This window comes from Streptomyces iranensis, from assembly GCF_017874715.1.
In the GTDB taxonomy this organism is placed as follows: Bacteria; Actinomycetota; Actinomycetes; order Streptomycetales; family Streptomycetaceae; genus Streptomyces; species Streptomyces iranensis.
In genome coordinates, this window is the sequence record NZ_JAGGLR010000001.1 from 211517 (window position 1) to 237828 (window position 26312).

Below are 26312 nucleotides of genomic sequence, written 5' to 3' on the forward strand. Positions count from 1 at the left end.
GAACGGAGCCTGTCCCGATGGGCGAGCAGACCAGCGTGAAGTTCCCGCAAGAGGTACTCGACGAGTACGCGGCGCTCGGCGTGGACCTACCCGCGCTGTTCTCCGCCGGACACCTCGGCACCCGTATGGGCGTGCAGATCCTCGAGGCCTCGGCCGAGCGGGTCGTGGGCACCATGCCGGTGGAGGGCAACACCCAGCCGTACGGGCTGCTGCACGGCGGCGCCTCCGCCGTGCTGGCCGAGACCCTGGGCTCGGTCGGCTCGATGCTCCACGGCGGCAGCGGGCGGATCGCGGTCGGCGTGGACCTCAACTGCACCCACCACCGGGGCGCCCGCACGGGCCTGGTCACCGGCGTCGCCACCCCCGTCCACCGGGGCCGCTCCACCGCCACCTACGAGATCGTCATCAGCGATGAGCAGGACCGGCGGGTGTGCACCGCCCGCCTCACCTGCCTGCTGCGCGAGGTCGACGGCGCCGGCCGGGCCAAGACGGTCGCCGACATCACCGAGGCGAAGGACCGCGCCGAGGCGTGACGCCCGGCGCCATTGCCGTTGTCCCCCTGGAAGGCCGGGTCTACCGTGGCTCTCCATGGGGTCAACGACCCGGGCGGGTTCCTGGCCCGCCGCCGTCCGTGGATGCGCTCTCGTACTCGCCGTGACGGTGACCGGATGCGGTGGCTCCGGTTCCGGCCCCTCGGGCGGCCCCCACAACTCCGGCGACCCCCGTAACGCCCCGGCGTCCACACCCGCCCCTCACAGCCCCACACCGCAGACCGCCTCCCCCGTGCGGCTGTGCGCCGACCTCATCTCCTACTGGGCCGAGCAGGACCTCGCGGGCAGCCAGTGGGCCGGGCTCGACTGGGAGCAGAAGGGGCTCTCCAACGAGCAGTACGAGATCTACGAGGACATCGTCCAGGCCGCGCGCGCCGAGCGGAAGCGGCATGGCGCCCCGGCGGCCAAAGCGCTGATCAAGGGGCTGGCCGAGCGGCGTTGCGCGGCCGCGAACGGCGCCACCCACAGCTCCGAGAACTGGCGCCCGCCGACCTGAGCCGCACCGGCGCGACACCCGCGCGACACCGGCCCGACACCATTCCGGAACCCCGCCCACCGGCCCGTCCACCGCCCCGGACAGGCCCCGGACAGGCCTCGGACCCGCGCCGTCAGTCGTAACACTGCGTAACGCTGACGCAATATAAGATCGCATTTTCAGCACGCTCGGCGACTCCGAAGTCGATCTTCCCGCGCTCGTCCGCGCCCCTGCCTCCGCGCTTCATTCACAAGCTCACCGCACTCCTTAGCGGAACTGCACCTTCTCAGGATCCGGACCTAATGGTTGGCCCAAATCCGCCCCATTCGTCCCTTCCGTTCCGCTACACGGACATCCCGGGGTGACGCGCGTCATAACAAGACAGTCACATCATCGTCTAGACCTCTGCCCCCGGTCGCGCCCCGCGCTTAGAGTCACAGCCAGTCACGGCCCCGTGGGATGTACGCCGCACCCACACGGCCAATTCCAGGTTCATCCGGCGAGGACACGGCACCCCATGACCCCGGGGTGCCGGGCCAGCGAAAGGATTCCTCGTGCGACACCGTTCCTTGCTCATCATGACGACCGCCATCACCGCGGGCGCCCTCACCCTCAGCGCCTGCGGGTCGCGGGACGACAAAGACGACAGTGGCGGCAAGGACGGCAAGACGACCGTGGTCATCGGTGTCGACGCCCCGCTCACCGGCTCGCTGTCCGCTCTCGGCCAGGGCATCAAGAACTCCGTCGACCTCGCGGCGAAGATAGCCAACAAGAACAACGAGGTGGACGGAGTCACCTTCAAGGTCAAGTCCTTCGACGACCAGGCCGTGCCCTCCTCCGGCAAGGCGAACGCGACCTCGATGGTCGACAACGAGGACATCCTCGGCGCGGTCGGGCCGCTCAACTCGGGCGTCGCCCAGTCCATGCAGGGCGTCTTCGACAGAGGCGACCTCGCCCAGGTCTCCCCCGCCAACACCAACCCGGCCCTGAGCCAGGGCGACGACTGGGCCTCGGGCAAGAAGTCGCGCCCCTTCAAGACCTACTTCCGCACCGCGACCACCGACATCATCCAGGGCCGCTTCGCCGCGCAGTACTACTACAAGGACGCGAAGAAGCGGAAGGTCTTCGTCATCGACGACAAGCAGGCGTACGGCAACGGCCTCGCCACCATCTTCGCCGAGGAGTTCAAGCGCCTCGGCGGCAAGGTCGTCGGCCGGGACCACCTGACCGTCAAGGAGACCGACTTCTCCGGCATCTCCAACAAGGTGAAGTCCTCCGGCGCCGACTCGGTCTACTTCGGCGGCCAGTACCCCGAGGGCGGTCTGCTCTCCGACCAGGTCAAGCAGGCCGGCGCGCAGGTTCCGGTCATGGGCGGCGACGGCATCTACGACCCCGCCTTCATCAAGGCGTCGGGCACCAACAACGACGGTGACCTCGCCACCTCCGTCGGCTACCCGGTCGAGCAGCTCGACTCCGCCAAGACGTTCGTGAAGAACTACGCGGACCAGCACTACAAGGACCCGTACGCGGCCTACGGCGGCTACTCCTACGACGCCGGCTGGGCCATCATCCAGGCCGTCAAGGCCGTGGTCGAGGACAACGACGGCAAGCTCCCGGACGACGCCCGCGCCAAGATCACCGAGGCGCTCGGCAAGGTCTCCTTCGACGGCGTCACCGGCAAGGTCTCCTTCGACCAGTACGGCGACACCACGAACAAGCAGCTGACCGTCTACAAGGTCACCAAGGGCGCCTGGAAGTCCGTGAAGAGCGAGACCTTCAAGGACTGACCCCCGGCGGCGATCCGCACACCCACGAAACGAATCCGCGCGAGGGCGTACCCATCGCCCTCGCGCGGCGTCATATCCGACACGCTCATCGGAGGCCCTGCGGTGCACGAACTGCCGCAAACGCTGGTCAACGGCCTGACCCTCGGCGCCCTCTACGGCTTGATCGCCATCGGGTACACCATGGTCTACGGCATTGTCCAGCTCATCAACTTCGCCCATGGCGAGATCTTCATGATCGGGGGCTTCGGGGCCCTCACCATCTACATCTGGCTGCCCAGCGGCACCGCGCTCGCCCTCGCCCTGCCCCTGATGCTGATCGGCGGCATCGTCGCCTCGGTCGCCATCGCCACCGCGGCGGAACGCTTCGCCTACCGGCCCCTGCGCGGCGGCCCCCGGCTCGCCCCCCTGATCACCGCGATCGGTCTGTCCATCGCACTGCAGCAGGCCGTCTGGGCCTTCTACCCCGACGCCAAGAAGCCCCGCAGCTTCCCGCAGTTCGAGGGATCGTCGTTCGAGATCCTCGACAATCTGCACATCCAGCGCGGCGACGCCTTCCTCCTCATCGCCGCCCCGCTGTGCATGCTCGCCCTGGGTCTGTTCGTCTCCAAGAGCCGGGCCGGCCGCGCCATGCAGGCCACCGCGCAGGATCCCGACACCGCCAAGCTCATGGGCATCAACACCGACCGCATCATCGTGATGGCCTTCGCCATCGGCGGTGCGTTCGCCGCCGTCGCCGCCCTGTCCCACGGGCTCAAGTACGGCCAGATCAACTTCGAGATGGGCTTCATCGCCGGTCTCAAGGCGTTCACCGCCGCCGTGCTCGGCGGCATCGGCAACATCTACGGCGCCATGCTCGGCGGCGTCGTCCTGGGCATCGTCGAGGCTCTGGCCATCAAGTACATCCAGGACATACCCGGGATGGACCAGCTCGGCGGCGGTGCCTGGAAGGACGTATGGGCCTTCACCCTGCTCATCGTCGTCCTGCTGGTCAGGCCACAGGGTCTGCTCGGCGAACGCGTAGCGGACCGGGCGTGAGGGAGTGAACCGATGACCACCGACAAGACCCAGCCCACCGCCGTGCGCAAGGCCGAGGCCGGCGCACCCGCCCCGCGCACCACCCTGCTCCGGGCCCTGACCGCGGCCGGCGGCGCCGCCGCCGTCGTCTCCACCTTCCTCGCCTGGACCTGGACGGCCGAGTTCCCCGGCGATCTGACCGTCTACGGCTACCCCGGCGGACTGCAGCTCCTCACCCTCGTCCTAGGAATCGCCACCGGCGTCTTCGCGCTGGCCGCCCTCGACCTGAAGGGCCTGCGCTGGCTCACCCCCAGCGGCTCCACCCAGGCGCTGCGGATGCTGGCCCTCGGCACCTTCGCCGTCACCTGGTTCACCGTCATCGCCATCGCGGTGGATCTGGACGGCCTGGTCAACCTGGAACCCGGCGGCTGGATCGCCGCCGTGGTCACCGCCGTGCCCGTGGCCACCACCTTCCTGCTCCCGGACGACACCCGCCCCCTGTGCCGCCCCAAGGAGCTGCCCTCCTGGGCCGAGATCCTGATCATCGCGGCGGTCTTCGCCGTCGGCCTCTACGTGGTCAACTACGGCATCCAGACCGACGCCGACCACCCCGAGCCGTTCATCGGCTACCTCATCGCCGTCGGATTCGCCGCCGTCGCCCTGGTCAAGGCCGGGCTCATCAGCCGGGTCAGCGAGCTCACCAACTCCTACCGCTCCGTCACCCTGGTGGCGGCGCTGATCACCGCGATCGTCTTCCCCTTCTTCCAGGACAAGTCCAGCTTCACCGAACTGGGCGTCAACATCGCCATCTTCGCGACCGTCGCCCTCGGCCTGAACATCGTCGTCGGCCTCGCGGGCCTCCTGGACCTCGGGTATGTCGCCTTCCTCGGCGTCGGCGCCTACACCGCCGCCCTGGTCTCCGGGTCCACCGCCTCGACGATCGACGTCAGGTTCCCGTTCTGGGCCGCCGTGATCACCGGCGGCGTGGTCTCCCTGATCTTCGGTGTGGTCATCGGCGCCCCCACCCTGCGGCTGCGCGGTGACTATCTCGCCATCGTGACCCTCGGCTTCGGAGAGATCTTCCGTCTCGCCATGCTGAACCTCGACGGCACCTCCGGTCCCTCCGTCACCAACGGCCCGGACGGCATCCCCAACATCCCCCCGCTGGAGATCTTCGGGTTCAACTTCAACGACGAGCACAGCGTCGGCGGAATCAGCCTCGACTCCAACGGCAACTACTACCTGCTGATGCTTCTGGTCACGGTGGTCGTCGTGCTGATCTTCAGCCGGGCGGGCAACTCCCGTATCGGCCGTGCCTGGGTCGCCATCCGCGAGGACGAGACCGCCGCCACCGCCATGGGCATCAACGGATTCCGGGTCAAGCTCATCGCCTTCGCGCTCGGCGCCACCCTGGCCGGGGTCGCCGGCGCCGTATGGGCCCACTTCCAGTCCACGGTCGTCCCCGAGCAGTACGTCTTCGCCGGACCCGTCCCGCCCAACTCCACCTTCCTGGTGGCCGCCGTCATCCTCGGCGGCATGGGCACCATCGGCGGCCCGCTGCTCGGCGCCACCCTGCTCTATCTGATCCCCAAGAAGCTGGAGTTCCTCCAGGACTACCAGCTCCTCGCCTTCGGTGTCGCGCTCATCCTGCTGATGCGCTTCCGCCCCGAGGGGATCGTCCCCAACCGGCGGCAGCAGCTCGAGTACCACGAGACCGGCCAGCTCGACGTCCCCGGCGCCACCGGACTCAAGGACGGTGCCGTCGGCGTCACCAAGGCGGAGGCATGACAGCGATGACCACCACCACGACCTCCCCCGTGCTCACCGCCACCGGCGTCACCATGCGCTTCGGCGGTCTCACGGCCGTACAAGCGGTCGACCTCGACGTCCACCCCGGCGAGATCGTCGGCCTCATCGGGCCCAACGGCGCGGGCAAGACCACCTTCTTCAACTGCCTCACCGGTCTCTACGTCCCCACCGAGGGCAGCGTCGCCTACCGGGGCACCGTGCTGCCGCCCAAGCCCCACCTCGTCACCCAGGCGGGCATCGCGCGCACCTTCCAGAACATCCGGCTCTTCGCCAATATGACGGTCCTGGAGAACGTGCTCGTCGGCCGCCACACCCGCACCAAGGAGGGCCTGTGGTCGGCCCTGCTGCGCGGCCCCGGCTTCAAGCGCGCCGAGGCCGCCTCCAAGGCCCGTGCCATGGAACTCCTGGAGTTCACCGGCCTCGCCGACAAGGCCGACCACCTCTCCCGCAACCTCCCCTACGGCGAGCAGCGCAAGCTGGAGATCGCCCGCGCCCTCGCCAGCGACCCCGGGCTGCTGCTGCTCGACGAACCCACCGCCGGAATGAACCCCCAGGAGACCCGCGCCACCGAGGAACTGGTCTTCGCCATCCGGGACCTGGGCACCGCCGTGCTCGTCATCGAGCACGACATGCGCTTCATCTTCAACCTCTGCGACCGGGTCGCCGTGCTCGTCCAGGGCCAGAAGCTCGTCGAGGGCACCTCGGAGGTCGTCCAGAGCGACGAGCGCGTCATCGCCGCCTACCTCGGCACCCCCTTCGAGGGCGCGCCGGGCGCGGAGGAGGCCGCCGAGGTCGAGGCCGCGGAGGCCGGTGCCACGCCCGGAGCCACGGGCGGGGCCACGCAGGACGGGGCCCAGCGGGGCACCACAGCACGTACGGAGGACGGACAGTGACCGCACTGCTCGAGGTCGAGGACCTGCGCGTCGCCTACGGCAAGATCGAGGCCGTCAAGGGCATCTCGTTCAGCGTCGAGGCCGGACAGGTCGTCACCCTCATCGGTACCAATGGCGCGGGCAAGACGACCACGCTGCGCACCCTGTCCGGCCTGCTCCAGCCGCTCGGCGGGGAGATCCGCTTCGACGGCAAACCGCTGCGGGGCGTCCCCGCGCACAAGATCGTCGCCCTGGGGCTGGCCCATTCGCCCGAGGGGCGGCATATCTTCCCGCGGCTGTCGATCGCCGAGAACCTCCAGCTCGGAGCGTTCCTCCGGAAGGACGCGGACGGCATAGCCGCCGACATCCGATACGCCTACGAGCTCTTCCCCATCCTCGGCGAGCGCCGCACCCAGGCGGCGGGCACCCTCTCCGGCGGTGAGCAGCAGATGCTCGCGATGGGCCGGGCGCTGATGTCCCGCCCCAAGCTGCTGATGCTCGACGAGCCCTCGATGGGCCTCTCGCCGATCATGATGCAGAAGATCATGCAGACCATCGCCGAGCTCAAGTCCCAGGGCACGACGATCCTGCTGGTCGAGCAGAACGCCCAGGCCGCTCTGTCGCTGGCCGACCAGGGCCATGTGATGGAGATCGGCAAGATCGTGCTGTCGGGAACGGGCGAGACTCTGCTCCACGACGAATCGGTGCGGAAGGCGTACCTCGGCGAGGACTGAGGCCCGACGGGAAGGGCCCGCACCGCCGCTCGGGCGGTGCGGGCCCTTCCCTCTTCCACTGCTCCTTGTCGGCCGCCTTCTACTGCTCCTTGTCGGCGGCCTTCTTCTCCGCCGCGTCCTCGATGACGGCCTCCGCCACCTGCTGCATCGACAGCCGGCGGTCCATCGAGGTCTTCTGGATCCAGCGGAAGGCGGCGGGCTCGGTCAGCCCGTACTGGGTCTGAAGGACGCTCTTGGCCCGGTCGACCAGTTTCCGGGTCTCCAGCCGCTGGGAGAGGTCGGCGACCTCCTGCTCCAGGGTCTTCAGTTCGGTGAAGCGGGAGACGGCCATCTCGATGGCCGGGACCACATCGCTCTTGCTGAACGGCTTCACGAGATACGCCATCGCCCCGGCGTCCCGGGCCCGTTCGACCAGTTCGCGCTGGGAGAAGGCGGTCAGCATCAGCACGGGGGCGATGCGGTCGGCCGCGATCCGCTCGGCGGCGGAGATGCCGTCGAGCACCGGCATCTTCACATCGAGGATGACGAGGTCGGGGTGGTGCTCCTGGGCGAGCGCGACAGCCGTCTCGCCATCGCCCGCCTCGCCTACGACGGAGTACCCCTCCTCCTCGAGCATCTCCTTCAGGTCGAGGCGGATGAGGGCCTCGTCCTCGGCGATGACGACGCGGGTTGTCTGCGGTGGGACGTGCGACTGCGCGTCGGGGGCGTCAGCGGTGCTCACTGTGCTCCTCGTTTTCCTGGCAGGTGGGGCAACCATGAGCCTACCTACGTCCACACGGGCGTGTGACACACGGTATGCTCCTGTCGGGGTCCCAAGCCGGGTTGATGGAATCGGCAGACATGATCGCCTCAAAAGCGATTGCCCGAAAGGGCGTGCGGGTTCAAGTCCCGCACCCGGCACTTTTCATTGTCAGCCAAGCGGACCCCCACGTTCGCGTGGTAAGGGCCGAAATCATCGCAGCGCCGTCCATTCGAGTGCGACGCTCGACACATGAACGATTACAGTCCGTCCATTCGGCATCACGCTGTGGCGCTGATGCGGCAAGGCGTCGCCAATCGTGACGTGGCCGAGCTACTCGGAATTCCGCGGCGCACCGTCGGCTGGTGGCGGCATCAGGACCGACAACAGCGAGGCGAGCTCTTCGTGCCGCCCACCGACTGCCCCAGTTGCACCAGTCGAGCGTTCAACCACCCGGCGTATTCGTATCTGCTGGGCCTCTATCTCGGCGACGGCCATATCGTCTCCAAGCCCAAACAGCACCATCTGTCCATCTTCTGCGCCGACGCCTGGCCCGGTCTGATCGACGAGGCCGAGACCGCCATGCGCAAGGTGATGCCACTGCCCAGCGTGCAGCGGCGACAGAAGAACGGCTGTGCCGAGGTGAAGTCCTACACGAAGCACTGGACGTGCATGTTCCCGCAACACGGGCCGGGCAAGAAGCATGGCCGCGTCGCGCGCGGCAGCGATCCGTTCAATATTTCCGTCGCCCGCCGCGCCTCCGTCGCCCTCATGGACAAGCACGTCGGGCCGAAGTACTGAACCAGTACTTCGGCCCCCAGGAGCGAGGCTCGGTTACCTCAGGTCGTCCGCGCCGATGTGGTGGACGCGGACCAGGTTGGTGGAGCCGGAGACACCGGGCGGGGAACCGGCGGTGATGATGACCAGGTCGCCCTTCTTGCAGCGGCCGAGGCGCAGCAGTTCCTCGTCCACCTGGGCCACCATCTCGTCCGTGGAATCGACCATCGGACCGAGGAAGGTCTCCACGCCCCAGGTCAGATTGAGCTGGGAGCGGGTGCCCGGCTCCGGGGTGAAGGCCAGCAGCGGGATCGGGGAGCGGTAGCGGGAGAGGCGGCGCACGGTGTCGCCGGACTGAGTGAAGGCGACGAGGAACTTCGCGCCGAGGAAGTCGCCCATCTCGGCCGCCGCGCGGGCCACCGCGCCGCCCTGGGTGCGGGGCTTGCTGCGCTCGGTGAGCGGGGGCAGGCCCTTGGCGAGGATGTCCTCCTCGGCGGCGGCCACGATGCGGCCCATCGTCTTGACCGTGACGATCGGGTACTTGCCGACGCTGGTCTCGCCCGAGAGCATCACCGCGTCCGTGCCGTCGATGACCGCGTTGGCGACGTCGGACGCCTCGGCCCGGGTGGGGCGGGAGTTCTCGATCATCGAGTCGAGCATCTGGGTGGCGACGATCACCGGCTTGGCGTTCCGCCTGGCCAGCTTGATCGCGCGCTTCTGGACGATCGGCACCTGCTCCAGCGGCATCTCCACGCCGAGGTCGCCGCGGGCGACCATGATGCCGTCGAAGGCGTCGACGATCCCCTCGAGGTTCTCCACCGCCTGCGGCTTCTCGATCTTGGCGATGACGGGGAGCCGGCGGTCCTCCTCGTCCATCACCCGGTGGACGTCCACGACGTCGTTGCCGTTTCGGACGAAGGAGAGGGCGATGACATCGGCGCCGATGCGCAGGGCCCAGCGCAGGTCCTCGATGTCCTTCTTGGACAGCGCGGGGACGGAGACGGCCACACCGGGGAGGTTGAGCCCCTTGTGGTCGGAGATCATGCCGCCCTCGATGGCGATGGTGTGCACCCGGGGGCCGTCGATGTCGACGACCTCGAGGGTGACCCGGCCGTCGTCGACGAGGATCCGCTCACCCTTGCTGACGTCGCCGGCCAGCCCCTCGTAGGTGGTGCCGCAGCGGAACCGGTCGCCCTCGATGGGTTCGACGGTGATGATGAACTCATCCCCGCGTTCAAGGAGTACCGGCCCTTCACGGAAACGGCCGAGTCGAATCTTCGGACCTTGAAGGTCGGCGAGGATGCCGACGCTGCGGCCGGTTTCCAGCGAGGCTTTGCGCACTCGCCGATAACGCTCCTCGTGCTCGGCATAGGTGCCGTGGCTGAGGTTGAAGCGGGCCACGTCCATTCCGGCCTCGATGAGTGCCTTGATCTGCTCGTACGAGTCGGTGGCGGGTCCCAAAGTACAGACGATTTTTGCTCGGCGCATGATGCCGAGCCTATGACTTACCCGCGAGTAAAGAACCGGGAACCTCATACTCCTCCATGGCCTTTGCATGGCAGGTTATTGACAACTAATGAAACGTGCAGTGGGTCGCTCCGATGAGCGTTTCGGAGGGTGGTTCCGGGGCTCCGGAATGGGCGTTTCAGAGCTCGGGCGGGGTGATGGTGAAGCGCGCGTTGACGTGCGCGTACACCGTCTGGCGCTGCGGTTCCAGGTCGAGCGCGGCCACGGCGTCCCGGTCGGCGGGGCCGCCGTAGCCGGACCGGGCGCGCGGGGCGGCGACGGCCACGGGCTGGAACGGTCCCTCCTCCGCCTCCAGGTCGGCGAGCTCGGTGAGCGCCACCAGCCGGGCGCCGAGCGCTCCGGCGTACTCGCGGGCCCGCTGCACCGCCTCGCGCACCGCCTGCTGCCGGGCCCGGCCATGGGCGGGCGAGTCGGGGCGCAGCCCCCACCAGGGGCCGTCGACGCGGGTGAGCTCGAGGTCGGCGAGGCGGGTGGTGAGCTCGCCCAGGGCGGTGAAGTCGGTGAGGGTCGCGGTGAGGTGCACCCGGCCGTGATAGGCCCGTACGCGCTCATGGCGGCTCTTGGGGTTGATCTCCGGGGTGACCGAGAAGGCGCCGGTCTCCAGCTTTTCGAGCGCCTCGCCGTAGGACTTCACCAGCTCCAGGACCTGGTTGTTGCGACGGGTGAGGTCTTCCAGGGCGGCGCGCCGGTCGGCGCCGCGGGCGCTGACGGTGACGGTGAGCCGGGCGATCTCGGGGTCGACCTCCAGGGTCGCCTCGCCGCGGACGGCGACGCGCGGGGTCTCGGGGGTGCCGTACGGCACGGGGGCGGCGGGCTGCGGCGGCGGGCCGGGCCGGGCGGGCTGGGGCGGCTGATTCATGGCGGCTCCCGGTCAGATGCGCGAGGGCTGGTGCGAAGCGGTGCGGTTGGGCCAGAATCTACGCGCGTTGTGCCCAATTCGCAGGTATCTCAGGGGAGATCAGCCATGCCGCTCAACCGTCGGAAGTTCCTCGGCCGCACCGCGGCGACCAGTGCGGGGGCCGCCCTCGCCTCCGCCGCGGCCGCCGTCCCGGCGGAGGCGCGAGGCCATGAGCGGCCCCGGCGGCGGTACGCCTTCACCGTGATGGGCACGACCGATCTGCACGGCAACGTCTTCAACTGGGACTACTTCACCGACGCCGAGTTCGACGACACGGCGCACAACGATGTGGGCCTGGCGAAGATCTCCACGCTGGTCGACCAGGTCCGTAAGGAGAAGGGGCGCCGCAATACGCTGCTGATCGACGCGGGCGACACCATCCAGGGCACCCAGCTGTCGTACTACTACGCCCGGGTGGACCCGATCACCGGGGAAGGCGGCCCGGTGCATCCCATGGCGCAGGCGATGAACGCGATCGGCTATGACGCGGCGGCGCTGGGCAACCATGAGTTCAACTACGGCATCCCGGTGCTGCGGAAATTCGAGGAGCAGTGCGACTTCCCGCTGCTGGGGGCGAACGCGCTGGACGCGAAGACGCTGCGGCCCGCCTTTCCGCCGTACTGGATGACGCGGCTGCGCACCCCCTGCGGACGGGATGTGAAGGTGGCGGTGCTGGGGCTGACCAACCCGGGCATCGCGATCTGGGACAAGGTCAATGTGCAGGGCAAGATGACCTTCCCGGGCCTGGAGGAGCAGGCCGCGAAGTGGGTGCCGCGGCTGCGGTCGATGGGCGCGGACGTGGTGATCGTCTCGGCACATTCGGGGACCAGCGGCACCTCCAGCTACGGCGATCAGGTGCCGTATGTGGAGAACGCGGCGGCGCTGGTGGCCGAGAAGGTGGCGGGGATCGACGCGATCCTGGTGGGCCACGCGCATGTGGAGATTCCCGAGTCACGGGTGGTCAACAAGGAGACCGGGCGCGAGGTCGTGCTGTCGGAACCGCTCAAGTGGGGTCAGCGGCTCACCCTCTTCGACTTCGAGCTGGAGTGGGAGCGGGGCCGCTGGCAGGTGGCGTCGGTGTCGGCGAAGGTGCTGAACTCCAGCACGGCCGGGGAGGACCCGCGGATCGTACGGCTGCTCGACGCCGAGCACAAGAAGGTCGTCGGCTATGTGAACCAGGTCATCGGCACCTGTTCGGCGGCGATGGCGGCCACCGAGGCGCCGTACAAGGACGCGCCGATCGTCGACTTCATCAACCATGTGCAGGCGGAGACGGTGAAGGCGGCGCTGGCGGGGACGGAGTACGCGGAGCTGCCGGTGCTCTCTCAGGCGTCCTGCTTCTCCCGTACGGCGGCGATCCCGGCCGGGGAGGTCACGATCCGGCAGGTGGCGGGGCTGTACCCGTTCGAGAACACCCTGGAGGCGAGGGTGCTGACGGGCGCCCAGCTCAAGGACTATCTGGAGTTCTCCGCGCGCTACTACGTCCAGACCCCGGCGGGCGGCGATGTGGACCCCGCGAAGCTGACGAACGCCTCGGACATCCCGGACTACAACTACGACGCGGTCGGCGGCCTCCGTTACGAGATCGACATCGCGAAGGCGCCGGGCTCGCGGATCGCGAAACTCGGCTTCGACGGCGAGCCGGTCGACGAGAAGGCGCAGTTCGTGCTGGCGGTCAACAACTACCGGGCGAGCGGGGGCGGCAACTTCCCGCATGTGGCCTCCGCGAAGCAGGTGTGGGCCAACTCGGAGGAGATCCGGAACACGATCATCGCCTGGGTGCAGGCGAAGGGGACGATCGATGTGCCGGAGTTCGGGTCGGTGGACTGGAAGCTGACCCGCGACGGCGTTCCGGTGTTCTAGTTCGCTTCTCGCAGGACGAGGCGTGCCCCGGCGCGGTCAGGTGCGCGTCGGGGTGAGGGGGGCGCGCTGGTCGGGGAGGTGCGGGTTGCCGACGACGGTGCCGCACCGCCCCGACGGCTGGAGCCCGAAGACGGTGAACGCGGTGCGGGACGGCAGCCGGTAGGCGGGTTCCGCGAGCAGCGAGTTGAGGATGACGGCGGAGCGCCAGGCGGCGAGGCCGAGGTCCGGGGTGCCGACGCCATGGGTGTGGCGCTCGGCGTTCTGGACGTACACCGAGCCCTTGATCATGGGGTCGAGGACCAGACGGTGGTCGGCGTCGACGCGGGGGCGCTCGGAGGCGTCCCGGCGGATATAGGGGTCGAGGGCGGCGAGGAGGGTCTCGACGCGGCGCTCGCGGTAGCCGGTGGCGAGGACGACGGCCTCGGTGGTGTGGCGGGCCCGGGTGCCCTGCTCGGTGTGTTCCAGGTGGAGTTCGAGCTGGGCGGCAGCGATACGGCCGGCGGTGCGGACGGTGACACCCGGGGTGAGGACGGCGCCGGGCCAGCCGTCGGAGTGCATGGCGCGGCGGTAGAGCTCGTGGTGGATGGCGTCGAGCGTCTCGTGGGCGATGCCCTTGTAGAGCTGCCACTGGCGGGGCAGCAGCTGGTCGCGGACGGGCTCCGGCAGGGTGTGGAAGTAGCGGGTGTAGTCGGGGCTGAACTGCTCCAGGCCGAGCTTGCTGTACTCCATGGGCGCGAAGGCGGGGGTGCGGGCCATCCAGTGGAGCCCTTCGGCGCCGAGGGGGCGGTTGCGCAGCAGGTCGAGGAAGACCTCGGCGCCGGACTGGCCGGAGCCGATCACGGTGACATGGCCGGTGGCCAGGAGCCGCTCACGGTGTTCGAGGTAGTCGGAGGAGTGGAGGACGGGGACGTTGGGGGCGTCGGCGAGCGGGCGCAGGGGTTCGGGGACGTACGGCTCGGTGCCGACGCCGAGGACGAGGTTGCGGGCGTAGACGCGGCCGAGGGCCCTGCCCTCCTCGTCGGTCCCGGTCGCATGCGGCGCGGGGGCGTCGGCGGCCGGGCCGAGCCGGGTGAAGTCGATTTCGAACAGCTCGTATTCGTGGTCCCAGCGGACGGCGTCGACGCGGTGGTCGAAGTGGAGTCCGGGGAGCTGTTCGCTGACCCAGCGGCAGTAGGCGTCGTACTCGGCGCGCTCGATGTGGAAGCGCTCGGCGACGTAGAAGGGGAAGAGCCGCTCATGGGCCTTGAGGTACTGGAGGAAGGTCCAGGGGCTGCCGGGGTCGGCGAGAGTCACCAGGTCGGCGAGGAAGGGGACTTGGATGGTCGCGCCGTCGATGAGGAGGCCGGGGTGCCAGTGGAAGGCGGGCCGCTGTTCGTAGCAGGCGGTGCGCAGGGCGGGGACACCGTGGGCGAGGGCGGCGAGGGAGAGGTTGAACGGGCCGATACCGATACCGGCCAGGTCCACGGGCCGGTCGGCGGTGGAAGCGGGATCAGCGGCGGGGTTGGGGGGTTGTGCGGTGCTCATGGGGTGGTGTCGCCTTCCACGAGTTCGAGCAGCCCGCGCAGATCGTCGGGCTGGATGTGCGGGTTGAGAACGGTGGCCTTGAGCCACAGCCCCTCGGGGGTGGCGGCGCGGCCGAGGACGGCCGCCCCGTGGTGGAGCAGGCGGCGGCGCAGCGCGGCGACGGCGGCGGGCGGTGCCCCGGTGGGGCGGAAGAGGACGGTGCTGATGGTGGGGCGGGCGTAGAGCTCGAGTCCGGGGCGGGCCTCGATGAGGTCGGCGAGGTGCCGGGCGGCCGCGCAGACGTGATCCACGAGCTCGCCGAGACCGCGGCGGCCGAGCGCCCGCAGCGTGACGGCGATCTTGAAGATGTCGGGGCGGCGGGTGGTGCGGAGTGAGCGGCCGAGCAGATCGGGCAGGCCCGCTTCGGTGTCGTCGTCGGCGTTGAGGTAGTCGGCGTGGTGGGCCAGCGCCTCGAGCGCGGCGCCGTCGGGCACGGCGAGGAGGCCCGCGGCCACCGGCTGCCAGCCGAGTTTGTGCAGGTCGAGGGCGACGGTACGGGCGCGGTCGAGCCCGTGGAGCCGTTTGTGGAGGGTGTCGCTGAACAGCAGGGGCGCGCCGTAGGCGGCGTCGATGTGGAGGGTGGCGGCGTGGTGGTCGCAGACGTCGGCGATGTCGGGGAGCGGGTCGATGGCCCCGGTGTCGGTGGTGCCGGCGGTGGCGATGACGAGGGTGGGGACGCCGGACGGCCGGTCGAGGGCGGTGTGGAGCGCGACCGGGTCGAGGACGCCGCCGGGGGTGGGGAGGGTGAGGGGCTCGTCCAGCCCGAGCAGCCAGGCGGCGCGCTGGACGCTGTGGTGCGCGTTGGCGCCGCGGACGATACGGAGCGGAGCGCCCTGGGCGGCCTCGCGGGCGAGGAGCAGGCCGAGCTGGTTGGATTCGGTGCCGCCGGTGGTGACGAGGGCGTCCGGGTCGGCGCCGTGGGGGTGGACGAGTTCGGCCAGGGCGCGGCAGGTCAGCGCCTCCAGCGCACAGGCGGCGGGGGCCTGGTCCCAGGAGTCGAGGGAGGGGTTGAGCGCGGAGACCGCGAGGTCGGCGGCGGCGGCGACGGCGAGCGGCGGACAGTGCAGATGGGCGGTGCAGCGGGGGTCGGCGGGTTCGGCGGCGCCATGGGCGAGGGCGCGGACGAGGCTGCGCAGCGCGTGGTGGGGCCCCTCCCCCTCGTCGGGGATGAGCGGCCGGGCCGCACCGCGTATCCGCCGGGCCACCGCGGCCGGTCCCCCGGCCGGGAGGGGCCCACCGCGGTCGGCGGCGCCGTGGGCGAGGGCCTCGAGGACGGTGTCGACCATCGGGCGGAGCACGCCCGGTCCGCTCTGGCCCCCGGCGAGGAGGCGGGCGGTTCCGGATGCGGGCACGGGCATGGGTGTGCCCCTAGGGGGTGTCTGGGCGGCGGTCAGGGCTGCCTAAATTACTTCGCGCGCCAGCGGTCCGATCCGGGGTCGGGGTCAAGTGCACCCATACGTGGTACGGCCCGGCCCCGCGGATTGATCGGCGGGGCGGGCCGCCCCGGGTCTGCCGCCCCGTCCGGTCCGACCGGTTACTCGATGTGCCCCGTCCCGGGGTCCACCTGGCCGAGGAAGTCCCGTGCGGCCTCCTCCAGTTCCCGGGTGCTCAAGGAGTCGGCTCCGTGCACACCGGTGGTGAAGCCGTATCCCGGGTTCGGCCCGGTCAGCCATGTGAAGTCGTACGTCCCGGGTTCGCCGGCGCGCTCAGCGACCTCGAACCCCTCCCCGTCGACCTTCAGCATCCACTGGCGGCGCGCTCCTCGATCCATGCCGTCAGTCTGCCCCGTGCCCGGACCGGGATGAGACTGGCATCGCGTCATGCTGTGTCTGTTTCATGAGGAGGAGAGAGCGATGATCGACCGAACGGGCAGGGTGATCTGCGACCTCACGGTCTCGGCCGATGGGTACTCGGCCGGGCTCGACCAGACCGAGGAACGCCCGTTCGGCGACGACGGCGGCGATGGCTCGGGCGACAAACTGCACGCCTGGATGTTCGACACCCCCGACGAGAACCGGGCCGAGGTCGACCAAATGACCGCCGCCGCGGCGTTCATCATGGGGCGCAACATGTTCGGCCCGGTGCGCGGCGCGTGGGATCGGCGGTGGAACGGCTGGTGGGGCGGCAATCCGCCGTTCCACGCACCGGTGTTCGTGCTCACCCACCACGCGCGCGAGCCGCAGCCGATGGACGGCGGCACCACGTACTACTTCGTCACCGACGGAGTCGCGGCGGCGCTGGCACGGGCACGCGCGGCGGCCGGCGGCGGCGAGGTCTCGGTCCATGGCGGCGCGACCACCATCAACCAGTACCTCGCCGCCGGCCTGATCGACGAGCTGCGGCTGCACATCGTGCCGTTCACGCTCGGCGCCGGCACGCGGCTGTTCGAGGGCGTCCCGCCGCTGAGACTGGAGCAGGTGACGTCACGGTCGGCGAGTCTGGTCACGCATGTGACCTATCGCGTGCTGTCCTGAGCCCGGCGGCGGTTATGCGATGAGCAGGAGCACGCTGATCGCCGGCGTCACCACCGCGGTGTCACCGCGGTGCCACCGCGGACGCCGTAGACGCCGTAGACGCCGTAGACGCCGTAGACGGCCACCTTGGAGTGCTAGCGACGCTAGTTGTCGTGTCGACGACAGCCATACCTTCGGTAGGATGCCTAGCACCGCTAGGATGTCGATATGTCCGCCATCAAAGAGCGCCGTGAGCGTGAGCGTGCCCAACGCCATCAGCTGATCATCACAGCAGCCCGCGAACTCGCCGAGGCCGAAGGCTGGGAGGCGGTGACGACGCGAAGGCTCGCCGAGCGCGTCGAGTACAGCCAGCCCGTGCTCTACAGCCACTTCAGCGGCAAGGACGCCATCGTGCGCGCCGTCTCGATCGACGGCTTCGGCGAACTCGCCGCCCACCTGGGCCGTGCCCGGTCGGCCACCCCCGAGCCAGGGCAGGCCCTGCACGCCGTCTGCCGCGCCTACCTGGAGTTCGCCACCGAGCGGCCCGCCCTCTACCAGGCCATGTTCGTCATGCCGACCGACGTGAAGTTCGCGCACGCCGAGACGCCGCCCCAACTGCGCGCGGCCTTCGACGAGTTCGTCAGCTGCTTCCGCCCGGACAACGCACGACGCGAACTGTTCGCCGAGGTCATCTGGAGCGCGTTGCACGGCGTGGCCGTCCTGTCGGACAGCGGCCGTATTCCCCCGGACACTCAGGATGAGCGCCTCGACTTCCTCATCGCCCGGCTCGCCGACACCCCGAGCTGACCACCGGCCCCACGCCATGACCGCGCGGCAGGGACGGCGGGGCGACCGAGCGCCCTCGCCGTCCCCGTCGGCGCGGGGTCACTCGCCCTGCTTCTCCCGTACGCGCAGGGCGCGCCGCAGGTCGTCGATCTGGTCGGCGAGGCGGCGGCGGAGGGCGGGTACGGCGGCGGGGGACGCGAGGCACTCCTCGCCCAGGCGCAGGGTTTCGGCGTCCACGGTGCTCGGGAAGCCGAAGCGGGCGACGGTGTCGGCGATGGCGGGGCCTCGGCGGGCGCCGAGCGCGACGGCGGCCGGGAAGTAGCGCGGTACGTAGCCGGCGAGGACGTCGTGGTGCTCGGGCTGCCAGAAGCCCGCGACGGTCGCGGCGACCAGGTAGTTGGAGAGCTCGGCCCCCCGGCCGTCGGTGTTCTGGTCGTCAGTGTTCTGGTCGTCGGATTTCTGGTCGTCCTCCCCGCCGCCGAAGAGGGTCTGCCAGGCGGCCTCCTTCGCGGCGGCGTCCGGCAGGGCGGCCCGGCAGCGGGCGGCGCCCTCCTGGCCGGTGGCGCTGGAGTCGCGGGCGCGTTCGGCGTCGATGTCGGCGGGGCCGACGGCGCCGAGGACGGCGAGGCGGCCGAGGATCTGCCAGCGCAGCTCGGGGTCGAGGGCGGGGCCGCCGGGGACGGTGTCGCCGTCGAGCCAGTCGCTGAGCTCGGCGGGCGCTGTGGCACTGCCGATGAACATACGGACGGCGGCGAGCCGCAGCCCGTCCCCGGAGCCGTCCTCGGTGCGGCGCAGCAGATCGCGGCAGGTGGCGCTGATGGTGGCCAGGGCCGCGGGGCGCCGGTCCGCGGGGAGGTAGCGGTCGGCGATCTGGGTGCGGGCGAAGGCCAGGACGCCCTGGACGATCGCTATGTCGGTCTCGTGCGGCAGATGGGCGCGGGCGGCCTCGAGGTAGTCGGTGGCCGGGAGGTCGCCGTCGCGCACCATGTCGCGGGCGGCGTTCCAGACCACGGCGCGGCTGACGGCGTCGGGGAGGCCGGACAGCGAGCGGTGGACGGCCTTCCAGGAGGCGGGGTCGAGCCGGATCTTGGTGTAGGTGAGGTCGCCGTCGTTCAGCAGCAGCAGATCGGGACGGGGCCCGGTGAAGGAGAGGTTGAGGCCAGGCTCGGCGCCGTCGAGCTCGGCCTCGACGCGTTCGCGCAGGACCAACTGGTGCGGGGCGGCGGGCGCGTGGTCGTACAGGCCGATGGCGATGCGGTGCGGGCGCCTGGCGGGGGCGCCCCCGTCCGGGTCGCCACCCTGGTGGCGGATCTCGGCGCTCCAGCGGTCGCCGTTGGCGGTGACGACGGGGGCGAGGGTGTCGACGCCGGTGGTGCGCAGCCAGCGGTCGGCCCAGGCGTGGACGTCGCGGCCGGAGGAGCGGGCGAGGGAGTCGATGAAGTCGGTGAGGGTGGCGTTGCCGAAGCGGTGCCGGGTGAAGTGGTCGTTGATGCCGTCGAGGAAGGTCTTCTCGCCGAGCCAGGTGACGAGCTGGCGCAGCGCGGAGGCGCCCTTGGCGTAGGAGATGCCGTCGAAGTTGAGGCGGGCGGCGGCGGTGTCGGGGACCAGCTCGGGCGCGGGGGCGACCGGGTGGGTGGAGGGGCGCTGGTCGGCGTCGTAGCCCCAGTTCTTGCGGCGGACGCCGAAGTCGGCCCAGGTGTCGGTGTAGCGGGTGGTCTCGGTGAGGATCTGGTAGCCCATGTACTCGGCGAAGGACTCGTTCAGCCAGATGTCGTCCCACCACTTCATGGTGACGAGGTCGCCGAACCACATATGGGCCATCTCGTGGGCGATGACCATGGCGCGGGTCTGGCGCTCGGCGTCGGTGACGGCGGAGCGGAAGACGTATTCGTCGCGGAAGGTGACCAGGCCCGGGTTCTCCATGGCGCCCGAGTTGAACTCGGGGACGAACGCCTGGTCGTAGGAGTCGAAGGGGTACGGCTCCTCGAAGATCTCGTGGTAGCGGTCGAAGCAGCGCCGGGTGATGTCGAAGAGCTCGTCGGCGTCGGCATCGAGGTAGGGCGCGAGGGAGCGGCGGACATGCAGCCCGAAGGGGAGTCCGGCGTGCTCGGTGCGCACCGAGTGGTACGGGCCGGCGGCCAGGGCCATCAGATAGGTACTGATGGGCGGGGTGGGCGCGAGCTGCCAGCGGCCCTCCTCGGGGGCGCCGACGCGGGTGGCGATGCCGTTGCCGAGGACGGTCCACTCGGGCGGGGCGGTGACGCGGACGTCGAAGACGGCCTTGAGGTCGGGCTGGTCGAACGCGGTGAAGACGTCGTTCGCGTCCGACATGCAGCACATGGTGTAGAGGTACGTCTCACCGTCGGCCGGGTCGGTGAAGCGGTGCATGCCCTCGCCGGTGTGGGAGTAGCGCATGTCGGTCTCGACGCGCAGCTCGTGCTCGCCCTCACCGAGCCCGGTGAGCGGGAGCCGGCCGCCCGCGAGCGCCTCGGCGGTCTCGCCGGTGAGGTCGAGCTCCCGGCCGTCGAGCACGGCGCGGTGGAGGGCGGCCGGCTGGAGCTCGGCGAAGGTGTCCGCGCCCGCCTGGCGCGCGCTGAAGCGGATGGTCGTGGTGGAGCCGAAGAGCTCCTCCCCGCGGGTGAGGTCGAGGTCGATGGTGTAGCGGTGGACCTCGATGAGGCGGGCTCGGTTCTGCGCTTCCTCGCGCGTCAGTACGGACATGGGGACATGCTGCCCTACGTGCGGCGGGCCGCACACGGGTGGGAAGTGGTTGCCCGGGGCGGACGGCCGCCCGAGCGCACTACCGGAGTGCGCCCTCGGGCCCCTCGGTCCCCTCGGGGCCGTTGTCGGAGCGCGCGATGGTCTCGTGGTGCCGGATGACCTCGGCGATGATGAAGTTGAGCAGCTTCTCGGCGAAGCCGGGGTCGAGCTTGGCGCTCTCGGCGAGCTGCCGCAGCCGGGTGATCTGGCGCGCCTCACGGGCCGGGTCGGCCGGGGGGAGCCGGTGGGCGGCCTTGAGGTGGCCGACCTGCTGGGTGCATTTGAAGCGCTCGGCGAGCATATGGACCACGGCCGCGTCGATGTTGTCGATGCTGTCGCGCAACCGGCTCAGCTCGTCGAGGACGGACGGGTCGATCCCCTCGGGGGGCCCCGGCGTCGCCGGCTGTCCGGCGGTGTGGTCGCTCATGCTGTGCGTCATGCCTCCCGAGAGTACTTTTCCCCGGGGCCCGGTTCCGCCCGGGGCCCGGTTCCGCCCGGGGGCGCTTCGGCCCGCGTCGGCCGCGTCCGGGGCCCTCGGACCGCCCCGACCCCTGTGGGGGGTTCGGGGTCCGGCCCGCGGGGGGCGCGGAAGGGGGCGGGGCGGTCGTGGTGGAGGACCGCTCCCGGTACGGCGCCTCCACCGTGGAGGAGGCGCCTGGGCGGGGAGAGGTTCCACCTCCGGCCCGACTTCCGACCCGACTTTCGGTCCGACTTTCGTCACGGCCCACTCCGGACCGAGCCGTTCCGGGCTAGGGGGTATCCGCCGGGTTTTGGCGCCTGCGGCGGGCTGTTCCCCTCCCCGCCCCTTCCCACAACTGGGGCTCCGCCCCAGACCCCACACCGGGGCTCCGCCCCAGGCCCCGGGGGCGAAGCCCCTGCCGCACGGCGCAGCCGCATACCGACACTGCGGGAAGGGGAAAACGGGGACCCGCCCCAGACCCCCGAGAGCGAAACCCCGCCACACGGCGCAGCCGCATACCGACACTGCGGGAAGGGAAAGCGGGGACCCGCCCCAGACCCCCGAGAGCGAAACCCCGCCACACGGCGCAGCCGCATACCGACGCTGCGGGAAGGGGCGGGGCGGGGAGAGCATCGCTATGCGGCTCCGCCGCGTGATCCGGCGGACGCCCCGTAGGGTCCCCACATGATCGCGACACTTCAGTGCACCGTCATCGACTGCCCCGACCCCGCCGCGCTGGCCGCCTTCTACGGCGAGATCCTGGGCTGGCGGGTGGACGACAGCGATCCCGAGTGGGCGACCCTGACCGCCGAGGACGGCCGTAAGCTGGCCTTCCAGCTGGCGCCGGACCACCAGCCGCCGCGCTGGCCGGACCCGGCCCACCCGCAGCAGATCCATCTGGACTTCGACGTGGAGACGCGCGCGGACGCGGAGCGGGCGCAGCGGGAGCTGATCGAGCTCGGGGCGACGTTCCTGCACGACAGCGGCGGGGAGCGCTCGGGGTTCCGGGTCTTCAACGATCCGGCCGGGCACCCGTTCTGCATCTGCTACGGACAGATGGAACCGAGCTGACCGGGACCGGCCCGATGGCCGCCGCCCCGGTCAGCTCTCCGTGTTCTCGATGCTGAGGAGGGGTCAGCCGCCGAGCTGGGTCGCGCCCGCCTTGATGTCCTTGGCGAAGGTGCTCACCTCGGTGTAGACGCCGGGCTTACCGGGCCGGGCGCAGCCCTCGCCCCAGCTGACGATGCCGACCTGGATCCACTGGCCGCTGTCGTCCTTGCGGAACATCGGGCCGCCGGAGTCGCCCTGACAGGTGTCCACGCCGCCCTCGGCCATCTTTCCGGCGCAGATCTCCTCGCCGGTGACGAGCTCGTCGTAGGCGGACTTGCAGGTGGCGTCGTCGACGAACGGCACGCTGGCCTTGAGCAGATAGCGCTGCTGGCCGCCGCCCTCGACCGCGGCGCCCCAGCCGGCCACGGTGAAGTCGCCCTTGTTGTACGCCGTGGTCTCGGCGATCTTCAGGGTGGGCTGGTTGATCGGCTTGGCGAGCTTGATGAGCGCCCAGTCCTTGCCGGTGCCGTTGTAGCCGGGGGCCTGGAGCACCCGGGTGGACTTGACCTTGATGGCGCTCGAGCTCTGGAGGTCCACGACGCCCGCGGTGGCCGTGATGGAGGTGTTCGCGCCACTGCCGTCCACACAGTGGGCGGCGGTGAGGACGATGTCCTGGGTGTAGAGGGCACCACCACAGCCCATGGACAGCCGGACCATGAAGGGGAATTCGCCCTGCGCGGCGCGGGTGCCGCCGACCACGGAGGGGCTGGGCTCGGGGCCGGTGGCCTGGGCGTTGGCGCTGCCGGGGGTGAGGCTGAAGGCGGTGAGGGCGACCGCGCCGAGGGCCGAGGCTCTCTTGATGTGCTTCAGCGTGTTCCGCAACGGACTGTCCTTTCGTGGGGGGTTCGAGGCGCATGTCAGGCTCATGCCAATCAAAAAATCCGGAAACCTCTCCGAAATCCCGTGGATGAGCCGGTAAAACGCCCTGTGATTATGTGGACCGGGTGAACGGGGTGACAAGGGTCGGTTTCCAGCCAGCGCGGCCTACCCACCGCCCCACCGAACGACCGTAAGGTTGACGTGAGACAGGGCGCACGGCTGGCGACGGGCACGGGGTGACGGCGTGGCGGCACCGGGCAGCGACATCGAGCACGGCTATCCCCACCTGGACACCGTCCGGGCCGCGATCACCGCGCTCTACCATCGCCTGTCCCGCGACACGGTGGACACCTTCGGACTCAGCGTGGTCCCCGGCGATGTGGCCTTCTCCGACCAGGACGACCTCTACCTGGGCGTACAGCGGGTGGCCCGGGTCATGGTGCAGCATCTGCGGCTGCCCGACGCCCGGATGATCGTGAGCTTCCGGGAGATGCGACACGCGGGGAACGTGGAGCTGGCCGCGGGCCCGGAGTACTTCATCGAGCTCAACTCCCGCTTCAAGACCCACCGCCGGGACATCGGCGCGGCCCTGGCCCACGAGGTCACACATGTGTATCTGCACCGCCTGGACCTGTCGTTCCCCGGCACACGCGACAACGAAATCCTCACCGACACCACCGCTGCCTATCTCGGCACGGGCTGGTTGCTGCTCGACGCCTATCGCCAGGACTCGGTTTCCAGCCAGAAACTGGGCTATCTGACACCGGAGGAGTTCGGCTACGTCCTGGCCATGCGGGCGCTGCTCTTCGACGAGGACCCCTCCCCCTGGTTCACCTCTCCGCAGGCGTACGAGGCGTACGCCAAGGGGCTGGCGCTGGCCCGCCGCGAGCAGGCCCGGCCGCCGCTCACCGCCGCCGGCTGGACCGGCCGCCGCCGCTACGCCAAGGACCGCCGGTCGGCCCAGTCCGGCCACCCCTCCCCCACCGGAGGGGACTACGCCTTCGACGCCGGCCCTCCGCTGAGCGTCTCCTTCCCCTGCCCGACCTGCCGTCAGCGCATCCGGGTCCCGGTGCGCGGGCGGCTGCGGGCCCGCTGCGGGCTGTGCCGTACGGTGCTGGAGTGCGACACATGACGCGACGCCGGACGACGTGAACGCGGCTTCGGACGCGGCGCAGGTCCGCGGCGAGGTCGCGGCGCGGGTCCGCGGCGCCGTACGGCCTTGGAGTGCGCTCGACGTCGTACGCTCGCCTGCATGAGCCCCTCCATCGCCACCAACACCCAAGTCGGCCTCGACGAGCTGCTGGAGTTCGTACGCCCGCGCCACCGTGCGCTGCTGATGACCCGCCGGACGGATGGCTCGCCCCAGGCGTCCCCGCTGACCTGCGGAGTCGACGACTCCGGCCGGATCGTGATGTCCACCTACCCCGAGCGCGCCAAGGTGCGCAACGCCAAGCGCGAGGCCGCCGTGAGCCTCGTCGTGCTGTCCGACGAATGGAACGGCCCGTGGGTGCAGATCGACGGCACCGCCGAGGTGATCGACACCCCGGAGTCCGTCGAGCCGCTGGTCGAGTACTACCGCAATATCGCGGGCGAGCACCCGGACTGGGACGAGTACCGCGAGGCCATGCGCAAGCAGGGCAAATCGCTGATCCGGGTCACCCCCGAGCGCTGGGGCCCAGTGGCCACGGGCGGCTTCCCGGCCCGGCTGGTGGAGGACGAGGGCTGACGGGGCGCCGGATCAGCACGTGCCGGGGCGCCGGATCAGCAGCTGACGGGGCGCCGGATCAGCAGCTGCCGGGGCGCCCGTACAGGACGATCCGCATCCCCGTGACGTCCCTGACGGCACACCGCTGGAAGTACTTCTTCAGCACCCCCCGCTTGACGTTCTCCTGAGGGGTGTCGTCCAGTGGCTGGCCGGGCGAGTCGTTGACCGTGACGATCCGGCGGGCCGTCAGCATCCGGATCCGGATGCGCGGCGCGGGCAGCTCGATGCCGTGCAGGGTGCCCGAGGGCACCGGGCGCTCGGCCAGGGCCAGTTCCTCCAGCCCGCGGAAGTCCCCCGGGCTCGACATGATCGGCTCCCGGCGGCGGGCGGGCATGAAGAGCACGCCGTCGCCGGGCCGGCTCAGCTCCCGTACGGCGCGTGCGGCGGCCATGGTGTCGTCGATGCGGCTCTGCGGGGTCCGCAGCTGGGCCGAGTACGGGAGCAGGGCGGCCGCCGCCACCACCGCCAGCGCGGCGGCCGCCGTCCTCGGGGCCGGGGAGGTGCGCAGCAGCCGCTCCAGCCGCGCGCCCACCAACAGTGCGAGGCCGACGTAGACGTAGATCACGTAGCGGTCGACGTACAGCGGGTGCAGATACGACACCGCGATCAGCACGGCCGGGGGCAGGATCAGCAGGGGCAGCGCGAGATCGCCGAGCGCGATGGGCCCGCGCGCCGGTCCCGGCGCCCTGGCGCACAGGACGCCCGCCAGCGCGGGCACGCCGAAGCCGAGCAGCTGACTCGTGCCCGGGGGTGAGATCCATCCGACCAGCGCCACCTGCTGCTGACTGACGATCACCAGCGGGGCCAGCACAAAGCCCGCCGCCGCGGCGGCCTGGCCCCAGGCCCAGCCCAGCGCCGCCGGCACCCGGGCCCGGTAGAGCGCCACGCCATGTGCGGCGACGGCCAGGATCGCGAACTCGTGCAGCAGACAGGCCAGTGCCGCGACGACGGCATAGCCGGTCCAGGTCCGCTTGCGGGGCCTGGCCACGGCGCTCAGCAGCAGATGCGTGGCCCAGACGACCACGGCGCAGACCAGGGCGTAGGAGCGCCCTTCCTGCGCGTACCGCTGCACCACCGGGAACAGCGGGAAGACCAGCCCGGCGGCGAGTCCGGCGCGGGTCCCCGCGAGCCGCTGCCCGAGCAGGCCGACCCCGGCGGCCGCGGCGGCCATGGCCAGCACGGAGGGCAGCCGGAGGGCGACGAGACCACCGTCCCAGAGGGCGAACACACCGTGCATGAGCAGGTAGTACAGGCCGTGGACGACATCGGCCTGGCCGAGCAGATGCCAGATGTCGGCGACGCCGCGGTGGGCGACCTGATACGTCGTCGACTCGTCCCGCCACATGCTGTTCTCGCGGCGGATCCCCCACAGGCCGAGCGCCAGCGCCAGCCCGGCCGGTGCGAGCCCGACGGCGGCGCGCCCGGTACGCCCGGCGGGGCGGGAGGCCGGGGGCTCCGGGGACGCCCGGTGGGCGCGTGGACTGGCCCCGGCGGTGTCGAGGGCAGGCGAGATGGACATGGGAAGGGGAACTCCGATCGGAGCGAAAGGG

24 protein-coding genes and 1 tRNA gene are annotated in these 26312 nt (G+C 70.6%); 15 read left to right on the forward strand and 10 right to left on the reverse strand.

Going from position 1 to position 26312, the window contains the following annotated elements; all coding sequences use genetic code 11:
- Nucleotides 1–17: 17 nt before the first annotated feature.
- From J2Z30_RS00945 to J2Z30_RS00975, 7 genes are all read left to right on the forward strand, one after another.
- Entirely contained in the window at nt 18–533 is a 516-nt protein-coding gene (locus J2Z30_RS00945) for a hotdog fold thioesterase (protein ID WP_044577099.1), read from the forward strand.
- A 55-nt stretch (nt 534–588) separates the two neighbouring features.
- Nucleotides 589–1047, forward strand: coding sequence for a hypothetical protein (locus J2Z30_RS00950; protein ID WP_044577097.1), 459 nt, complete (start codon nt 589–591; stop codon nt 1045–1047).
- Nucleotides 1048–1580: 533 nt separating this feature from the next.
- Nucleotides 1581–2813, forward strand: coding sequence for a branched-chain amino acid ABC transporter substrate-binding protein (locus J2Z30_RS00955; protein ID WP_044577092.1), 1233 nt, complete (start codon nt 1581–1583; stop codon nt 2811–2813).
- Between the two features lie 102 nt (nt 2814–2915).
- Complete coding sequence (locus J2Z30_RS00960; RefSeq protein ID WP_044577090.1) at nt 2916–3848, forward strand: branched-chain amino acid ABC transporter permease; 933 nt, start codon at nt 2916–2918, stop codon at nt 3846–3848.
- Between the two features lie 12 nt (nt 3849–3860).
- Nucleotides 3861–5615: a branched-chain amino acid ABC transporter permease gene (locus J2Z30_RS00965; protein ID WP_044577089.1), complete on the forward strand. Its 1755-nt coding sequence runs from the start codon at nt 3861–3863 to the stop codon at nt 5613–5615.
- On the forward strand, nt 5612–6529 hold the full coding sequence (locus J2Z30_RS00970; RefSeq protein ID WP_044577088.1) for an ABC transporter ATP-binding protein: 918 nt from the start codon (nt 5612–5614) through the stop codon (nt 6527–6529). Before J2Z30_RS00965 ends, J2Z30_RS00970 begins: the two co-directional genes overlap by 4 nt.
- A complete protein-coding gene (locus tag J2Z30_RS00975) occupies nt 6526–7242 on the forward strand; it encodes an ABC transporter ATP-binding protein (RefSeq protein WP_044577087.1) in 717 nt (238 codons plus the stop codon). Before J2Z30_RS00970 ends, J2Z30_RS00975 begins: the two co-directional genes overlap by 4 nt.
- Before the next feature lie 79 nt (nt 7243–7321).
- Here the strand turns inward: J2Z30_RS00975 and J2Z30_RS00980 are convergent, their stop codons facing one another.
- Nucleotides 7322–7963: an ANTAR domain-containing response regulator gene (locus tag J2Z30_RS00980; protein WP_209468492.1), complete on the reverse strand. Its 642-nt coding sequence runs from the start codon at nt 7961–7963 to the stop codon at nt 7322–7324.
- Nucleotides 7964–8058: 95 nt separating this feature from the next.
- Here J2Z30_RS00980 and J2Z30_RS00985 point away from each other — a divergent pair.
- Together J2Z30_RS00985 and J2Z30_RS00990 are read left to right on the forward strand one after the other, a co-directional pair.
- Nucleotides 8059–8142 (forward strand) — tRNA-Leu (locus J2Z30_RS00985).
- A gap of 91 nt (nt 8143–8233) precedes the next feature.
- The gene (locus J2Z30_RS00990) at nt 8234–8782 is read left to right on the forward strand and encodes a helix-turn-helix domain-containing protein (RefSeq protein WP_044577085.1); all 549 of its coding nucleotides are present in this window, start codon (nt 8234–8236) and stop codon (nt 8780–8782) included.
- Nucleotides 8783–8815: 33 nt separating this feature from the next.
- On the opposite strand, the gene pyk is transcribed toward J2Z30_RS00990, so the two are convergent.
- Together pyk and J2Z30_RS01000 are read right to left on the reverse strand one after the other, a co-directional pair.
- The gene (gene pyk, locus J2Z30_RS00995; protein ID WP_044577084.1) at nt 8816–10246 is read right to left on the reverse strand and encodes a pyruvate kinase; all 1431 of its coding nucleotides are present in this window, start codon (nt 10244–10246) and stop codon (nt 8816–8818) included.
- A gap of 157 nt (nt 10247–10403) precedes the next feature.
- Nucleotides 10404–11144, reverse strand: coding sequence for an SIMPL domain-containing protein (locus J2Z30_RS01000; RefSeq protein ID WP_044577082.1), 741 nt, complete (start codon nt 11142–11144; stop codon nt 10404–10406).
- A 105-nt stretch (nt 11145–11249) separates the two neighbouring features.
- Between J2Z30_RS01000 and J2Z30_RS01005 the strand changes: the two genes are divergently transcribed.
- The gene (locus J2Z30_RS01005) at nt 11250–13046 is read left to right on the forward strand and encodes a bifunctional metallophosphatase/5'-nucleotidase (protein WP_044577080.1); all 1797 of its coding nucleotides are present in this window, start codon (nt 11250–11252) and stop codon (nt 13044–13046) included.
- A gap of 36 nt (nt 13047–13082) precedes the next feature.
- On the opposite strand, the gene J2Z30_RS01010 is transcribed toward J2Z30_RS01005, so the two are convergent.
- The 3 genes from J2Z30_RS01010 to J2Z30_RS01020 form a co-directional block, all read right to left on the reverse strand.
- Nucleotides 13083–14570 carry a lysine N(6)-hydroxylase/L-ornithine N(5)-oxygenase family protein gene (locus tag J2Z30_RS01010; RefSeq protein ID WP_044577079.1) on the reverse strand — a complete coding sequence of 496 codons (1488 nt, stop codon included), beginning with the start codon at nt 14568–14570 and terminating at the stop codon, nt 13083–13085.
- On the reverse strand, nt 14567–15967 hold the full coding sequence (locus J2Z30_RS01015; RefSeq protein ID WP_044577078.1) for a pyridoxal phosphate-dependent decarboxylase family protein: 1401 nt from the start codon (nt 15965–15967) through the stop codon (nt 14567–14569). The genes J2Z30_RS01010 and J2Z30_RS01015 overlap by 4 nt, the downstream gene beginning before the upstream one ends.
- 176 nt (nt 15968–16143) lie before the next feature.
- Nucleotides 16144–16380 carry a hypothetical protein gene (locus J2Z30_RS01020; protein ID WP_044577076.1) on the reverse strand — a complete coding sequence of 79 codons (237 nt, stop codon included), beginning with the start codon at nt 16378–16380 and terminating at the stop codon, nt 16144–16146.
- 82 nt (nt 16381–16462) lie between these two features.
- Here J2Z30_RS01020 and J2Z30_RS01025 point away from each other — a divergent pair, with 82 nt between their 5' ends.
- Together J2Z30_RS01025 and J2Z30_RS01030 are read left to right on the forward strand one after the other, a co-directional pair.
- Nucleotides 16463–17083 (forward strand): dihydrofolate reductase family protein, encoded by a 621-nt coding sequence (locus J2Z30_RS01025; protein WP_044577075.1) that lies wholly within the window; start codon nt 16463–16465, stop codon nt 17081–17083.
- Between the two features lie 207 nt (nt 17084–17290).
- Entirely contained in the window at nt 17291–17869 is a 579-nt protein-coding gene (locus tag J2Z30_RS01030) for a TetR/AcrR family transcriptional regulator (protein ID WP_044577074.1), read from the forward strand.
- Nucleotides 17870–17947: 78 nt separating this feature from the next.
- On the opposite strand, the gene pepN is transcribed toward J2Z30_RS01030, so the two are convergent.
- Both pepN and J2Z30_RS01040 read right to left on the reverse strand, forming a co-directional pair.
- Nucleotides 17948–20569 (reverse strand): aminopeptidase N, encoded by a 2622-nt coding sequence (gene pepN / locus J2Z30_RS01035; RefSeq protein ID WP_044577072.1) that lies wholly within the window; start codon nt 20567–20569, stop codon nt 17948–17950.
- 79 nt (nt 20570–20648) lie between these two features.
- Nucleotides 20649–21035: a chorismate mutase gene (locus tag J2Z30_RS01040; protein WP_044582083.1), complete on the reverse strand. Its 387-nt coding sequence runs from the start codon at nt 21033–21035 to the stop codon at nt 20649–20651.
- A 717-nt stretch (nt 21036–21752) separates the two neighbouring features.
- Here J2Z30_RS01040 and J2Z30_RS01045 point away from each other — a divergent pair.
- On the forward strand, nt 21753–22139 hold the full coding sequence (locus J2Z30_RS01045; RefSeq protein ID WP_044577068.1) for a VOC family protein: 387 nt from the start codon (nt 21753–21755) through the stop codon (nt 22137–22139).
- Nucleotides 22140–22202: 63 nt separating this feature from the next.
- Here the strand turns inward: J2Z30_RS01045 and J2Z30_RS01050 are convergent, their stop codons facing one another.
- Nucleotides 22203–23000, reverse strand: coding sequence for a S1 family peptidase (locus J2Z30_RS01050; protein ID WP_044577065.1), 798 nt, complete (start codon nt 22998–23000; stop codon nt 22203–22205).
- Nucleotides 23001–23241: 241 nt separating this feature from the next.
- Here J2Z30_RS01050 and J2Z30_RS01055 point away from each other — a divergent pair, with 241 nt between their 5' ends.
- The gene (locus J2Z30_RS01055; RefSeq protein ID WP_044577062.1) at nt 23242–24129 is read left to right on the forward strand and encodes a hypothetical protein; all 888 of its coding nucleotides are present in this window, start codon (nt 23242–23244) and stop codon (nt 24127–24129) included.
- Nucleotides 24130–24249: 120 nt separating this feature from the next.
- A complete protein-coding gene (locus J2Z30_RS01060; RefSeq protein ID WP_044577059.1) occupies nt 24250–24723 on the forward strand; it encodes a PPOX class F420-dependent oxidoreductase in 474 nt (157 codons plus the stop codon).
- A gap of 58 nt (nt 24724–24781) precedes the next feature.
- Here J2Z30_RS01060 and J2Z30_RS01065 read toward each other — a convergent pair whose 3' ends face one another.
- Nucleotides 24782–26281, reverse strand: a complete 1500-nt coding sequence (locus tag J2Z30_RS01065) for a glycosyltransferase family 39 protein (RefSeq protein ID WP_044577056.1) — start codon at nt 26279–26281, stop codon at nt 24782–24784.
- Nucleotides 26282–26312: the final 31 nt, after the last annotated feature.